Source organism: Amycolatopsis sp. CA-230715 (assembly GCF_018736145.1).
GTDB lineage: Bacteria > Actinomycetota > Actinomycetes > Mycobacteriales > Pseudonocardiaceae > Amycolatopsis.
Genome location: NZ_CP059997.1, coordinates 661503 through 675220, shown reverse-complemented (window position 1 = coordinate 675220; position 13718 = coordinate 661503). Strand labels below are relative to the sequence as shown.

At 67.5% G+C, this 13718-nt stretch carries 13 protein-coding genes; 8 read left to right on the top strand and 5 right to left on the bottom strand.

Features of this window, described 5'->3' with window-relative positions; translation table 11 throughout:
- Positions 1 to 5: 5 nt before the first annotated feature.
- Together HUW46_RS03220 and HUW46_RS03215 are read right to left on the bottom strand one after the other, a co-directional pair.
- Positions 6 to 1127, bottom strand: a complete 1122-nt coding sequence (locus HUW46_RS03220) for an HNH endonuclease signature motif containing protein (RefSeq protein WP_215545837.1) — start codon at positions 1125 to 1127, stop codon at positions 6 to 8.
- Positions 1128 to 1567: 440 nt separating this feature from the next.
- Positions 1568 to 2836 (bottom strand): IS4 family transposase, encoded by a 1269-nt coding sequence (locus tag HUW46_RS03215; RefSeq protein WP_215545836.1) that lies wholly within the window; start codon positions 2834 to 2836, stop codon positions 1568 to 1570.
- 290 nt (positions 2837 to 3126) lie between these two features.
- Here HUW46_RS03215 and HUW46_RS03210 point away from each other — a divergent pair, with 290 nt between their 5' ends.
- From HUW46_RS03210 to HUW46_RS03190, 5 genes are read left to right on the top strand one after another with little or no spacing between them, the layout of a single operon-like run.
- Complete coding sequence (locus HUW46_RS03210) at positions 3127 to 4263, top strand: CaiB/BaiF CoA transferase family protein (RefSeq protein ID WP_215545835.1); 1137 nt, start codon at positions 3127 to 3129, stop codon at positions 4261 to 4263.
- Between the two features lie 15 nt (positions 4264 to 4278).
- Positions 4279 to 5046, top strand: coding sequence for a crotonase/enoyl-CoA hydratase family protein (locus HUW46_RS03205; RefSeq protein ID WP_215545834.1), 768 nt, complete (start codon positions 4279 to 4281; stop codon positions 5044 to 5046).
- A 5-nt stretch (positions 5047 to 5051) separates the two neighbouring features.
- On the top strand, positions 5052 to 5795 hold the full coding sequence (locus HUW46_RS03200; protein WP_215545833.1) for an acetoacetate decarboxylase: 744 nt from the start codon (positions 5052 to 5054) through the stop codon (positions 5793 to 5795).
- On the top strand, positions 5795 to 6748 hold the full coding sequence (locus HUW46_RS03195; protein ID WP_215545832.1) for a 3-hydroxyacyl-CoA dehydrogenase NAD-binding domain-containing protein: 954 nt from the start codon (positions 5795 to 5797) through the stop codon (positions 6746 to 6748). The genes HUW46_RS03200 and HUW46_RS03195 overlap by 1 nt, the downstream gene beginning before the upstream one ends.
- 1 nt (position 6749) lies before the next feature.
- Complete coding sequence (locus tag HUW46_RS03190; RefSeq protein WP_215545831.1) at positions 6750 to 7940, top strand: acyl-CoA dehydrogenase family protein; 1191 nt, start codon at positions 6750 to 6752, stop codon at positions 7938 to 7940.
- Positions 7941 to 8223: 283 nt separating this feature from the next.
- Here HUW46_RS03190 and HUW46_RS03185 read toward each other — a convergent pair whose 3' ends face one another.
- Entirely contained in the window at positions 8224 to 8589 is a 366-nt protein-coding gene (locus tag HUW46_RS03185; protein WP_215545830.1) for an MmcQ/YjbR family DNA-binding protein, read from the bottom strand.
- A gap of 38 nt (positions 8590 to 8627) precedes the next feature.
- On the opposite strand from HUW46_RS03185, the gene HUW46_RS03180 reads away from it, so the two are divergent.
- Positions 8628 to 9038, top strand: coding sequence for a pyridoxamine 5'-phosphate oxidase family protein (locus tag HUW46_RS03180; protein ID WP_215545829.1), 411 nt, complete (start codon positions 8628 to 8630; stop codon positions 9036 to 9038).
- Positions 9039 to 9052: 14 nt separating this feature from the next.
- Here the strand turns inward: HUW46_RS03180 and HUW46_RS03175 are convergent, their stop codons facing one another.
- The gene (locus tag HUW46_RS03175; RefSeq protein WP_215545828.1) at positions 9053 to 9262 is read right to left on the bottom strand and encodes a hypothetical protein; all 210 of its coding nucleotides are present in this window, start codon (positions 9260 to 9262) and stop codon (positions 9053 to 9055) included.
- A 181-nt stretch (positions 9263 to 9443) separates the two neighbouring features.
- Between HUW46_RS03175 and coaE the strand changes: the two genes are divergently transcribed.
- Both coaE and HUW46_RS03165 read left to right on the top strand, forming a co-directional pair.
- A complete protein-coding gene (gene coaE, locus HUW46_RS03170; protein WP_215545827.1) occupies positions 9444 to 10634 on the top strand; it encodes a dephospho-CoA kinase in 1191 nt (396 codons plus the stop codon).
- Between the two features lie 209 nt (positions 10635 to 10843).
- Positions 10844 to 13132 carry an ATP-binding cassette domain-containing protein gene (locus HUW46_RS03165; RefSeq protein ID WP_215545826.1) on the top strand — a complete coding sequence of 763 codons (2289 nt, stop codon included), beginning with the start codon at positions 10844 to 10846 and terminating at the stop codon, positions 13130 to 13132.
- Here the strand turns inward: HUW46_RS03165 and HUW46_RS03160 are convergent.
- Positions 13118 to 13651 carry a DUF402 domain-containing protein gene (locus tag HUW46_RS03160; RefSeq protein WP_215545825.1) on the bottom strand — a complete coding sequence of 178 codons (534 nt, stop codon included), beginning with the start codon at positions 13649 to 13651 and terminating at the stop codon, positions 13118 to 13120. The two genes, HUW46_RS03165 and HUW46_RS03160, sit on opposite strands and share 15 nt — an antisense overlap.
- Between the last annotated feature and the right edge of the window lie 67 nt (positions 13652 to 13718).

Below are 13718 nucleotides of genomic sequence, written 5' to 3'. Positions count from 1 at the left end.
CCCGATCACCCGAATCCGGTCGGCTTTTCGGTGTAGCTGTGCCCGTCGGGTGTGGTGACGGTGAGTTGTCCATTGTGGTCGGTGGTGAATTCCCAGCCGGGTTCGTCGCGTAGCTTGTGATGGATCCGGCACAGCGGCCGGAGGTTGATCTTGTCGGTGCGGCCGCCGTCTTTCCAGGCTGTTGCGTGGTCGAGGTCGGTGTACTGGGCGGGCCGGTTGCAGCCGGGCATGCTGCAGGTCCGGTGCGCGACTTGGAGGTATTTCCGCATGCGCTTGGATGGTCGGTAGTTTTTCCGACCGAGGTCGACGGGGAGTTTGGACATGGGTTCGTCGATGATGCGGTTCCAGACGGAGTTGGCGTCGAAGGCGATCTCGCGAGCCAACTCCGGTGAGATCTCGCCGCACCCGACGAGTTCGGCGGGGTTGTTGCGCAGCCCCATCAGGATGGGCATGTCGATGTGCAGGAAGATCTGCGCTTTCGGCTTACCTCCACAGCCGCCACCCAGGCATCGTTCGACCAGGGCGTCGAGCCTGAGTTGGTCCATGGTGCGCTTGTCGCCTTGCCGCTTTTTCTCCAGTGCCTCTTGGTCGCAGGCCGCGTAGAGGGCCTGCGCGCGATCGGAAGGCAGCTCGGCGAACAGGGTCGACGACCCGTGATCTCCGTGCCGGATTTCGAGTCTGCGTGCGGCAGCTTTGGCTTTGCGTCGCTGTTCGTAGCCTTCGGGGTCGATGCGCATGAGCAGTGAGTTGACTATCCGTCGTAGCGCGGGCGCGTTCCGGTTCTCGAACTTGCCGACCAGTCGAGTGTCCACTTCGGACGCCACCTCCCGAGAGACGCACGCGGTAGCCTCGAACACCCGCGAGGCCGAGTACTCGTCGATGAGCCCGTTCTCCATCGCCGCCAGGGTCTGGGGCAGGTATGAGGTCAACGCGTCAGCGAGCGCCGTCTTCCGCTCCGCCGAGTTCTGGGTCAACGAACACAGCAGTGCCACCTGGCCCACGGTCGATCTTCGCGACGACTCCTGCTCTATATCGGCGATATCTCGCAGTAGCATCGCCTGCTGATACCGAATAATCGCCACTCGCCGCTTGACTGAATCAGACTTGGAAACCAGTTTGGTGTTCATGAATCAATTCTACCGACCAGCAAAGAAGCTTGCGTCACTCGATCGTGTACACAAAAGATGACTACCTGCCACAACGCGCCCACGACAACAAAGAAGGCAAACAACGAACGGGACCGTCAATGCGTCGGGAACGCTACCTCAAGGCGACCAATGGTTTTTCGTTCCGTGAGGAACGATTGCTGGTGACCAACGACGCGACCCGCGCCGAGGAGCAATGCCGCGTAGCTTAAGATGATCATGTTGTTTGTGGTGTGAGAGCGCGGATGCGAACCGTGGCTGGGCCGGGATGGCGAACGCTGCTGGCATCACTGGGTTTTTAGACCCGGTAGCTGTTGTGGCGAGCGCGTTTCACTGCGCGGGGGCACGTCCGATGACGACGTACTACCGGTGTCCAGTGCGCCATGTGAAGAGTCAAGCCTGGTAGCGCGGTGTCCCAGTTGTCAGGGGGAAAAACCCGCCTTACCAGTCACGGTACGGCGGATGAGACGGAGGGTTTTGGTGAACGACACCTGATCCGGATCACGATCGGCGGCCTCTGCTGCCCTGGCTATCAACGCCGTCATGGCGTGATGAACGATCAACCAGGCCCAGATCTCTTGGTACACCAGGTCGGGTAGCCGTGAACGCAGCACTTTGCCTGGCCCTCGCATATGCGTTTTGAGCTGATCGTGCGCCGTTTCTTGCTCCCAGCGCTGGTGGTAGGCGTCAGCTAGTTCCTCGGCGCTTGCCTCGGCTGGGTCGGTGATCGTGCTCAGCAGCGCGATCACCTCACCGGTGCCGCCACCCACTCGGTCCGGCACGTCGTACTCCGCGACCCGCACCACAGAACCCTCCGTGGGATCGATGTCCTCGCCGGCGCCGGCAGTGGCGAGTATTCGTTCTCGTCGGGCATCGCGCATCCCCGGTTTCATTACCACCGATAGAAAGGTCCCATCATCTAGCACCTTCACCACTGGCAATCGCAGACGGGTCGGTGCCCGCCACACCAACGCCGCGCCCGTTCCCGCCGCCAGTCCCCATGCCTGAAAACTGTAAAAGCCACGATCAGCGGTCAGCAACTCGTCATCACGCAGCCGCGGATACAGTCCCAGTGCCATGGTCTGTTCCCCCACCGCGCGAGAGCCGATCTCCGCGGCGACCAGCGCGTGCGTGCCGCACTCCGACATCGCCACCACACGCGCCTTCGGATACGCCGAACGCGTTTCACCTGAGCCCGCGTATCCGAACTCCGCGGCATTCTCCGGAGTGTCCGGCATGTCGACGTCGAACCCATCGATAGCCATCAGCCGCCAGTTCCGCAACCAGGATCCCCGTGCACGCCCGGTCGCCACCATGGCCGCCACCGGCGACGACTCACCGCCCACCGGACCACATACCCGCTCAAAGATTTCCGGGAAAACGTTACGACCCATCCGTTTCCGCGCTTGGGTGACCGCGCTCGAAGTCGGCACCTGCCAGGCCGCGTTCCAGCATCCCCACTGATCCAATGACCCAGTGACCTTGGTGACCACCTCGGTATAGTCGTCCTCGGGAAACAGGCACAACGCCATCGTCAGATACGCCACCACATGTGGAGGCAACTTCCCATCCGATCGCTTCGCGCTCACCCCGCACACCACGATCGCATCGTCAACCGCATCCCGCGGCACCGCCGTCACCAACACACCCAGCGACACCTGATCCGGCGTTGCCACCACGCTCGCGTCCATAACCGATACCTTGCCACCCCGAGAAAACACAAGCACGTCACCACGCCGGATCACCAAAACCCATGCACACCAACATGATCATCTTAAGCTACGCGGCATTGCACCGTGGAGCGGCAGTTGTCAACGGCGCGCCGCAGGCGTGCCTGAAACTTTCACCGTGCCCCGAAAACACGCAAACAATGGTATGACCACCCCGATCACACCATTGTACGCATCTTGATCATTCCCTCACCAGAAACCCGGAACTACGGTCGAAGACAAGAGGAAAGCCCAACCGAGGAGACAGAAACATGGGACCACTGACCGGCACCAGGGTGATCGACCTCTCCACAGTAGTCATGGGCCCGTACGCCGCGCAGATCCTGGGCGACCTCGGTGCCGACGTGATCAAGATCGAGTCCCCCGCCGACACCGTCCGCGTCGGCCAGTACCGGACCACCCCCGGGATGACCCCGCTCAACCTGAACGTCAACCGCAACAAGCGAAGCGTCGCACTCGACCTGAAGGACGCCGACCAGCGGAAGAAGGCCCTCGACCTCATCGACACCGCCGACGTATTGATCACCAACATGCGTCCCGGCGCACTGACCAGGTTAGGCCTGGATTACGACGAGATCGCCGCCCGTAACCCGAAGCTCGTCTACGCCCACGCGCAGGGCTTCCGCAGTGACTCCGACCAGGCAGGCAACGCCGCCTACGACGAAACCGTCCAGGCGTCCTCCGGTCTGGTCGACATCGCGAACCGCGCGCTCGGCGAGCCGGTCTACCTGCCGACGATCCTCGGCGACAAGGTGTCCTCGCTGACCATCGCCTACTCTGTGCTCGCCGCGCTGCTGCACCAGCAGAAGACCGGCGAAGGCCAGTACGTCGAGATCCCGATGACCGACACGCTGATCGCGTTCAACCTGGTCGAACACCTCTCCGGGCACGTTTTCGAGCCCGCACAAGGAGAAACGGGTTTCCCGCTGTCGATGTCGAAGGGACACCGCGCGGTCCGAACCAAGGACGGCCTCGCCTGCGTGATCCCGTACAACCCGCAGAACTTCCGCGACTTCTTCGCCGCGGCGGGCAGGCCCGAACTCGCCGAAGATCCGCGCGTCAACGGCGACGCGATCGACAACGCCGACACCGAGGCGCTGGCCGCGATGATCGAGGACTGCGCCCCGGCGCTGACCACCGCGGAATGGGCCGAGGTATGCGCGAAGCACAGCATCCCGATGGCGCCGGTCCTCGAACTGGACCGCGCCGCGGAAGACGACTACGTCCGCGAAGGACACCTGCTCGACACCGTCGAGCACCCCAGCGAGGGCAAGATCCGCTCGGTCGGCATCCCGGTCCGGTTCTCCGCGACCCCGGCGTCAATCCGCAGCCTCGCCCCGCTGCCCGGCCAGCACACGGCCGAGGTCCTGCGCGAACTCGCGAAGTGAAGTGAGGAGAACGCCATGAGCACACCGGAAGTGCGCACCGAGGTCATCGGCTCGACACTGCTCGTCACCATCGACCGGCCAACCGCCCGCAACGCGATCGACGCCGCGACGGCCGCCGGGATCGCCGAAGCGCTGGACCGCCTGGAGTCCGATGTGGACCTTCGCGCCGGTGTCCTGACCGGTGCCGACGGCACGTTCAGCGCCGGGATGGACCTCAAGGCCGCGCTGCGCGGGGAGTCCCCGTCGATCGAAGGTCGCGGGTTCGGTGGCCTGACCGAGGCCGAGACCACGAAACCGCTGATCGCCGCCGTCGAGGGCTGGGCGATGGGTGGCGGGTTCGAGCTCGCGCTCGGCTGCGACCTGATCATCGCCGCCGAGGACGCGAAGTTCGGCCTGCCGGAGGTCAAGCGCGGGCTGATCGCCGCGGGCGGCGGGGTGATCCGGCTGCCGAAGCGGATCCCGCACCACCTGGCGATGGAATTCCTGCTCACCGGCGAGCCGGTCAGCGGTGCCCGCGCCGGTGAACTCGGTCTGGTGAACCGTGTCGTCGAGCCTGGTGAGGCGACGGCTGTCGCGCTCCAGCTCGCCGACCTGATCACCGTCAACGCCCCGCTCGCCCTCGCCGCGGTCAAGAAGATCGTCCGCGCGGCCGAGGGGATTTCCGAACCGGAGGCGTTCGCCTTGCAGCGCACGGAAATGGCCCAGCTCATGAACACAAAGGACGTTCGCGAGGGAATGACCGCCTTCGCGGAGCGCCGCGCCCCGAAGTGGGAAGGGAAGTAAGTCCGATGAAGGCCGAAGAAGTTCTTCAGCACGTGACCACCCCGCTGGTCAACCCGGCGTTCGCGCCCGTGGTGCCCCGGTTCACCGATCGCGAGTACCTCAACATCGTGTACCGCACCGACGAGGCCGCGCTGCGCGCCGTCGTACCGGAACCGCTCGAAATCGAAGAACCGTTGGTGCGCTTCGAAGTCATGAAGATGGGCGACGTCAGCGGGTACGGCCCGTATACCGAATCGGGCCAGGCGATCCCGGTCACCTTCGACGGCGAGCGCGGCGAGTACCTGCACGCGATGTACCTCGACAACTTCCCGGCCACCGCGTCCGGGCGCGAGGTCAGCGCCTACCCGAAGACGATCGGGTCGCCCAGCCTGTTCGCCGAGAACGGGGCGCTCGTCGGCACCCTCGACTACGGCTCGCAGCGCGTCGCCACCGCGACCATGGGCTACAAGCATCACGCGCTGGACCTCGCCGGCGCGGCGGCCCAGATCACCGTGCCGACGTTCATGCTCAAGTTCGTCCCCGGGTACGACGGCGCGCCCCGCGTCGCGGAACTGGTCCGCACCGAGATCACCGACGTCGTGGTGAAGCAGGCGTGGGCGGGTCCGGCGCGCCTCCAGCTGTTCGAGCACGCGCTGGCGCCGCTCGCCGACCTGCCGGTGCGCGAAATCGTCTCGGCCAGCCACATCCTCACCGACCTGACCCTCGCCCCCGTCAAGCCGGTCCACGACTACTTGAAGGGAGCACGGTGATGACGGAGTTCAAGAACGCGGCGGTGATCGGCGCGGGCACGATCGGGCTGTCCTGGACGGTCCTGTTCGCCGCGCACGGTATCCGGGTCGCGGTTTCCGATCCACGGCCGGACCTCCCCGACGCTGTCGACGCGGCGTTGAAGGAGTTCGCGCCGCACTTGGCCGCGCGCGGTCTCGACGTCACCGGCATCGCCGATCGCGTCCGCCTCGCCACGGACGTGGTCGACGCCGTCCGCGACGCGGATGTGGTGCAGGAGAACGGTCCTGAGAACCTGGAGTTCAAAAAGGACCTGTTCGCCACGTTCGTCGCCGAGGCGCCCGCGCACGCGCTGCTGCTCAGCTCGTCGTCCGCGATCCCGTCGACCGCGTTCGCCGATGAGCTGACGGACTCCTCCCGGGTCCTGATCGGACACCCGTTCAACCCGCCGCACCTCATCCCGCTCGTCGAGGTCGTGCCGGGGGAGCGGACCAGCGCGGACGCGGTGAGCTGCGCGGTGGAGTTCTACCGCCTGCTCGGCCGCACCCCGGTGGTGGAGCGCAAGGAGATTCCCGGTTTCGTCGGCAACAGGCTGCAGAACGCGCTCAACCGCGAGGCGATCTACCTGGTGGAGCAGGGCGTGGTCAGTCCGGCCGAGCTGGACGAGGTGATCACGAACTCGCTCGGCATCCGCTGGTCGACCGTCGGCCCGTTCCTCGGCTCGCACCTCGGTGGCGGGCCCGGCGGATACCGGCACATGGCCGAGCACATCGGCGTGTCCATGAAGAAGATGTGGGCCGGTCTCGGCCAGCCCTCGCAAGACCCGGAAGAACAGGAACGGCTCATCGAAGCCGTCGAAAACGCTTACGGCTCCTCCACGTACTCGGAATTGACCGAGGCGCGCGACCGCAGGCAGCTCGCCGTACTGTCCGCTTTGGACAGTGCAGATTCAAGCAGCGCAAGGGGAGAGAACTGAGATGAGCACGCTCGAAGACCAGCTGACCGCCGACTTCTACGACTACGAGACCCTGCTGTCCGAAGAGGAGCGCAAGGTCTTGCTGCAGGCGCGCACGTTCATGCGCACCGAGATCAAGCCGATGGTGAACGAGGCGTGGGCGAAGGGGGAGTTCCCGAAGGAGCTGATCGCCAAGTTCCGCGAGCAGAACCTCGCGGGCGTTCCCTACGAAGGTTATGGCGATCACCGGCCCGCGGCCAGCAACCTGCTCGTCGGCATGATGTCGATGGAGCTGACCCGCACCGACCCGTCGGTGGCCACCTTTTTCGGTGTCCACAACGGACTCGCGATGTACTCGGTGTACGCGGGCGGCAGCCAGGAGCAGCGCGACCGCTGGCTCCCGCCGATGGCCGCGATGGACAAGATCGGCGCGTTCGCGATGACCGAACCGCTCGGCGGCTCCGACGTCGCGGGCGGTATGCGCACCACCGCGAGGCGTGACGGTGACACCTGGATCCTCAACGGTGCCAAGAAGTGGATCGGCAACGCCACCTTCGCCGATCTCGTGATCGTGTGGGCCCGCGACGTCGAGGACGACAAGGTGAAGGGTTTCGTCGTCGAAAAGGGCACGCCGGGTTTCGTCCCGGTCAAGATCGAGCACAAGATCGCGTTCCGGATCGTGGAGAACGCCGAGATCACGCTCACCGATGTCCGCGTCCCCGAGGCGAACCGCTTGCAGGGCATCGATTCCTTCCGCGACGTCGCGGAGATCCTGCGCGCGACCCGCGGCGGCGTCGCCTGGCAGGGCCTCGGCGTGATGATCGGCGCCTACGAACTGGCGCTCGACTACGCGAAGGAGCGCAAGCAGTTCGGCCGTCCCATCGCGAAGTTCCAGCTCGTGCAGGACCTGCTGGTGAAGAGCCTCGGCAACATCACCGCGTCGTGGGGCATGCTCGTCCAGCTCGCGAAGCTGCAGGACGCCGGGATCTTCAAGGACGAGCACTCTTCGCTGGCGAAGGCGTTCGTGACCGCTCGCATGCGCGAGGTCGTCGCGTGGAGCCGGGAGATCTTCGGTGGCAACGGGATCGTGCTTGACTACGACATCGCCCGCTTCTTCGCCGACGCCGAAGCGATCTACTCCTTCGAAGGCACCCGGGAAATGAACACCCTGATCGTCGGCAAGGCGATCACCGGGGAGAGCGCGTTCGTCTGAACCGTTCGTCGTGAGAAAACGCCCCCGTGCGGTGCCCGCATGCACGGGGGCGCCGCTCGTCGCGGTGGGCTGTCCGCTTGCGGAAATCCGACTGCGACTGTCGTACCCCGGTGCTACAACGGTGTTACTCCAAACAGCGGGGTGGGACGGATGACAGCGGGAGCGAGGCGCTTCGCAAGGCACTGCCGAGACGGGTTCTCGCGTGCCGAGAAGCGCCAGGAACCGGCAGCACCGGAACGAACGACCACGGAGGAGGAGCGGCCCGTGGACGAGGGGGAGAAGGTCAGCGGAGGTTCGCGCGCTGAGCGCGCGTGAGCGAGGCGAGCACCAGGTCGTAGGAGTCGTCGACGAGGCTGAGGACCAGCTCGTCGGGTACCGAGCCGTCGAGCAGCACGGTGTTCCAGTGCCGCTTGTTCAGCCGGTAGCCCGGGGTGATCGCCGGGTGCGTCGCGCGCAGCCGTTCGGACTCGTCGGGATCACCCTTGAGGCTGATCCGTGGCGGCTCGTGACCGGGGCGCAGGATCGCGAAGATCTTGCCGGCCACGGTGAACGCGAAGATCCCGTCGTCGCGGAACGGCTGCCCCTTCGCCGCGCCCGGGTGCGCGAGGCAGTGCGCGTCGAGGCGTTCCACGATGCGGGTTTCCGTCATGGGGCGAGGGTAGCGTCACGGTAGGAAGGGAGTGATCGATGAGCGGCATCGAGCTGAGCCAGGACGTGACGGACAGGCTGGGCAAGGAGGCGGTGGCCTGGCTGGTCACGGTGAACGCGAAGGGGCAGCCGCAGGCTTCGCCGGTCTGGTACCTGTGGCACGGCGGCGCGCTGTGGGTGCAGAGCCAGCCGGACGTGGGGAAGACACGCAACATCGGCACGAACCCGAAGGTGGCGTTCCACCTCGACGGCGACGGTCGCGGCGGCGGCATCGTTTCGATCGACGCCACCGCCGAGCTGGGTGGCACGCCGTCGGAGGGCTATCGCGAGGCGTATGCCGCGAAGTACGAGCACCTGATCACCGGGGCGCTGAAAACCACGGTGGAGGGGTTCTTCGACGACTACTCGGTGCCGATCGCGATCACGCCCGCGCGCGTGCGGGCGTGGTGAGGTAGGCGGGTGGCTCAGGTGGCGGGCGCCCAGGCCCGTTCCTGGGCCGCCACGACGGCGCGGCGGCGGAGGCCCGCGAGGCTGTGCTTCGCGGGCACGAGCAGTGCCCGCCACCAGGTGCGGCGGTGTTCGATCAGCGCGTCCTCGACGTGACGATGCGATACGCAGTGCACGAGACCCGGCGTACCGAGCCGGTGCCTCCCCATGTGCTTGCTGGCGGGCATCGTTCCTCCGTGTGGGCTACCTTCGCGCCGCACGGTACGCAACGCCCGCGAAAATCGGCGGTAACCCATCGGCGTGTCACCCATATCAGTTCCGTCACGGGCGTTGTTGATCTTGTGAAACACCCATCAGTGTGCGCGGCCCGCCCGACGGGGGTCCGGCGGTGCTGGTTGAATGCGGCCCATGTTGCGTGTCGGGTTGACCGGGGGCGTCGGGGCTGGCAAATCGACGGTGGCCACGCGCCTCGCCGAGCACGGCGCGGTGGTCGTCGACGCCGACCGGATCGCCAGGGAAGTGGTCGAGCCGGGCACGGACGGCCTCGCCGAGCTGGTGGCCGCGTTCGGCGAGGACATCCTCACCCCGAGCGGCGCGCTCGACAGGCAGGCGCTCGCCGCGAAGGCGTTCGCGAGCGACGAGGCGCGGCGCACCCTCAACGCGATCACGCATCCCCGCATCGGAGCCCGCACGGCCGAGCTGATCGGCGAGGCCGCACCCGACGCCGTCGTCGTGCACGACGTCCCGCTGCTCGTCGAAGGCGGCCTCGCGCCGTATTACCACGTGGTGGTCGTGGTGGACGCGCCGGTGGAGACCAGGGTGCGCCGCCTCGTCTCCGCGCGCGGGATGGCGGAGGAGGACGCGCGCGCCCGCATCGCCGCGCAGGCCACGGAAGCCGATCGCCGCGCCGTCGCCGACGTGTGGCTCGACAACGGGGGGCACCAGGACGCCGTACTGTCCGAAGTGGACTCGCTGTGGGCGGACCGGCTGGTGCCGTTCGAGGCGAACATCCGGTTGCACCGCCCGCGCGCGTCGAGCTCGCCGCGCCTGGTGCCCTACGACCCCGGCTGGCCAGCGCAGGCGGCCCGCGCGCTCGCCCGGCTCCGCGCGGCCGTGGGGGACCGCGTCCTGCGCATCGATCATCTCGGCTCGACTTCGGTGCCGGGCCTGCTCGCCAAGGACGTCCTCGATCTGCAGATCACCGTGGATTCGCTCGACCGCGCCGACGAAATCGCCGACGCGCTGACCGCCGCGGGTTTCCCGCGCGCGGCGGGGGACTGGTGGGATGTCGCGCAGGACGACGCGGGCACCTGGCCGAAGCGGTTCCACTACGGCGCCGATCCGCGCCGCGCGGTGAACCTGCACGTCCGCTCGATCCAGACGCCGGCATGGCGGCTGGCGCTGCTGTTCGCGGAATGGCTACGGCAGAACCCGGCGGAACGGGACGCCTACGCCGCGGTGAAGGAAGGCCTCGCCGACGCGCACGCCCACGACGGCTCGGTCGATCTCTACGCGGAGGAGAAGCAGGGCTGGGTCGACGCCGCGTTCCGCCGGGCCGAGGACTGGGCGGCCCGCACGGGCTGGACGCCGGAAGCCTGACCGCGGGCCACGGTCGGCTGGTCGGCATACCCCCAGCACAGTCGATGCCGACCAGCCTCGTGGCGGGAGCTCCCCTCGTGCTCCTGCGCCCTCTCCGACGTAACAAGAGGCGGTTCGGTTCACGCAGATAGCGAGAAGGGCGCCGATCACCCGATCTGACGACTGGCGGGCCCGGATTTCTGTCGGGGGTCGCCGTTACGTTCGGCCGTATGGGGACCTCTGTACCGTCGCGGCCCGGCGAGCACATCGTGATCACCGGTGCCCGCGAGAACAACCTGAAGAACGTCTCGCTCGAGATCCCGAAGGGCCTGCTCACGGTGTTCACCGGGGTGTCGGGCTCCGGCAAGTCCTCGGTCGTGTTCGGCACGATCGCGGTCGAGTCGCAGCGCCAGCTCAACGAGACCTTCGGCTGGTTCGTCCGCAACCGGCTGCCCAAGTACGAGCGCCCGCGTGCCGGGGTGATCGACAACCTCACCACCGCGATCGTGGTCGACCAGAAGCCGGTCGGCGGCAACGCGCGCTCCACGGTCGGCACGATGACCGAGATCAACCCGATCCTGCGCGTGCTGTTCTCGAGGCACGGCTCGCCGAGCGCGGGCGCGTCGAACGCCTACTCGTTCAACGACCCGAGCGGAATGTGCCCCGGATGCGACGGGCTCGGGCGCACCACGACCGTCGAGCTGAGCCGGTTCCTCGACGAGCGGAAGTCGCTGAACGAGGGCGCGCTGCGGTTCCCGACCTTCGCGCCGGGCACCTTCCAGTGGCAGCTTTACGCGCAGTCGGGGCTGTTCGACCCGGACCGGCCGGTCGGCGAGTTCACCGCGGACGAGCGCGAGCTGTTGCTGCACGGCGGCGGGTTCAAGGTCGAGCGGCCGGGGAAGACGGGCAAGTACCAGAACGAGTACGAGGGCGCGGTCCGGCGGTTTACCCGCCTGAACCTCAACCGCGAAGCGGAAATCAAGGAAAAGCACCGCGCGGCGTTCGAGGAGATGGTCGCCGAAGGGCCTTGTCCGCGGTGCCGCGGCGGCAGGCTCTCGGCCGCGGCGCTGGCGTCGAAGATCGGCGGGCGGTCGATCGCGGACTACTGCGCGATGGAGGTCAGCGATCTGATCGCGGTGCTTTCCGGGCTCGACGCTCCCGTCGCCGCCCCGGTGGCGGGCGCCGCGCTGACCGCGTTGCGGCGCATCGAGGGCATCGGCCTCGGGTACCTCAGCCTCGACCGGGAGACCTCGACCCTGTCCGGTGGCGAGGGGCAGCGGCTGAAGACGGTGCGGCACCTCGGCAGCAGCCTCACCGGGATGACCTACATCTTCGACGAGCCGAGCGTCGGCCTGCACCCGCGTGACGTCCACCGGCTCACCGAGTTGCTGATCGCCTTGCGGGACAAGGGAAACACGGTCCTCGTGGTCGAACACGACCGGGACGTCATCGCGATCGCGGACCACGTCGTCGATCTCGGGCCCGGTTCAGGTGCCGCCGGGGGCGAGGTGGTGTTCGAGGGCACCGTGGCCGGGCTCCGTGCTTCCGGCACGGTCACGGGACGCCACCTCGGCGCGACGCCGGAGGTGAAGGCCGAACCGCGCGAACCGCGCGGCTGGCTCGAAATCCGCGATGCGCGGCGCAACAACCTGAAGGGGATCTCCGTGCGCGTCCCCGAAGGCGTGCTGACCGCGGTCACCGGGGTCGCGGGCTCCGGCAAGAGCTCGCTCTCCGCGGAGTTCCGCGCGCGGTTCCCGGACGCGGTGCTGATCGACCAGTCGGCGATCGGGGTGTCCAGCCGGTCGACGCCCGCCACCTACGTTGACATCTTCGACCAGGTGCGGAACCTGTTCGCCCGCGAGAACAACGTGTCGCCGGGGCTGTTCAGCTTCAACTCGACCGGCGCCTGTCCCGGGTGCGCGGGCCGTGGCTCCGTCGAGACCGATCTCGCCTTCTTGGACCCGGTCACCGTCACCTGCGAACGATGCGAAGGGCGCCGCTACGCCGACGAGGTGCTCGAACACCGCGTCGGCGGCCGGACCATCGTGGACGTGCTGGGCATGACCGTGGCGGAGGCGCTCGAATTCTTCGACGACCCCCTGATCCGGCGGCGGCTGGCCACCCTGCACGAGGTCGGCGTCGGGTACCTGACGCTCGGCCAGCCGTTGTCCACGCTGTCCGGCGGCGAGCGCCAGCGGGTCAAGCTCGCGCACCGGCTGCGCGAGACCGGCACCGCGTACGTGTTCGACGAGCCGACCACCGGGCTGCACATGGCCGACGTGCGGGCGCTGGTCGGCCTGCTCGACCGGCTCGTGGACGCGGGGAACACGGTGCTGGTCGTCGAGCACGACCCGGACGTGATCGTGCGCGCGGACTGGGTGCTCGACCTCGGCCCGGAAGCGGGGCGGCACGGCGGGGAGGTGATCTTCGAAGGCACTCCCGCCGAACTACTGGCCGCGAAGGGTTCGCACACCGGCGAATTCCTGCGGCGCGATCTCGCGCGCTCAGTCCCGGTCTGAGCGGGGATGCCGCCGCCAGCTCAGCGTGATGTCCATTGTGGACAACCAGGCGCCGAGCCGGTGGCCGTGGCGCGCCAGCCCGTCGACGGCGGCGTAGGTCCGTTCGAGCGCGGTGGTGGCGCGCCGCTCGTCGACGTGGCCGTGGTGCGCGGCGGCGAGCAGTTCGTCGGTGTCGAGCACTTCGAGGCCGCGGCCCTCGCGCAGCACGATGTCGAGGTAGAGATCCGTGGTGGACCAGCGCGAGCCGTCCCGGCCCACTTCGACGACGTCGAGGTAGAAGTCCTCGTCGCGTTCGTGGCCGGGGGAGAACCAGAAATCCGTCACCCGCAGGCCGAGTTCCGGCAGCAGCCACGATTCGAGGTAGTGGAACTGCGCGCGGCCGGGGGCGGGGCGCGCGAGGTAGAGGCCGAACGGTTCCACCCGGTACTCCTCGACGTCGCGGGAGATTCCCTTCGGGTCGGTGTTGGTCCGCCGGTCCACGTCGAAGATCTCGAGCTTGGGCGGGTGCACGTCGGTCATGCCGACATCCTGCCGTGAAGCGCCGGTACGGCGGGTGAAGCGGCGCTAGGGTGTCCCCGTCGGGATC

Coding starts and splice junctions, on each gene's coding strand:
- HUW46_RS03220 (WP_215545837.1), bottom strand. CDS start 1,127: ATGAACACCAAACTGGTTTCCAAGTCTGATTCAGTCAAGCGGCGAGTG.
- HUW46_RS03215 (WP_215545836.1), bottom strand. CDS start 2,836: ATGGACGCGAGCGTGGTGGCAACGCCGGATCAGGTGTCGCTGGGTGTG.
- HUW46_RS03210 (WP_215545835.1), top strand. CDS start 3,127: ATGGGACCACTGACCGGCACCAGGGTGATCGACCTCTCCACAGTAGTC.
- HUW46_RS03205 (WP_215545834.1), top strand. CDS start 4,279: ATGAGCACACCGGAAGTGCGCACCGAGGTCATCGGCTCGACACTGCTC.
- HUW46_RS03200 (WP_215545833.1), top strand. CDS start 5,052: ATGAAGGCCGAAGAAGTTCTTCAGCACGTGACCACCCCGCTGGTCAAC.
- HUW46_RS03195 (WP_215545832.1), top strand. CDS start 5,795: ATGACGGAGTTCAAGAACGCGGCGGTGATCGGCGCGGGCACGATCGGG.
- HUW46_RS03190 (WP_215545831.1), top strand. CDS start 6,750: ATGAGCACGCTCGAAGACCAGCTGACCGCCGACTTCTACGACTACGAG.
- HUW46_RS03185 (WP_215545830.1), bottom strand. CDS start 8,589: ATGACGGAAACCCGCATCGTGGAACGCCTCGACGCGCACTGCCTCGCG.
- HUW46_RS03180 (WP_215545829.1), top strand. CDS start 8,628: ATGAGCGGCATCGAGCTGAGCCAGGACGTGACGGACAGGCTGGGCAAG.
- HUW46_RS03175 (WP_215545828.1), bottom strand. CDS start 9,262: ATGCCCGCCAGCAAGCACATGGGGAGGCACCGGCTCGGTACGCCGGGT.
- coaE (WP_215545827.1), top strand. CDS start 9,444: ATGTTGCGTGTCGGGTTGACCGGGGGCGTCGGGGCTGGCAAATCGACG.
- HUW46_RS03165 (WP_215545826.1), top strand. CDS start 10,844: ATGGGGACCTCTGTACCGTCGCGGCCCGGCGAGCACATCGTGATCACC.
- HUW46_RS03160 (WP_215545825.1), bottom strand. CDS start 13,651: ATGACCGACGTGCACCCGCCCAAGCTCGAGATCTTCGACGTGGACCGG.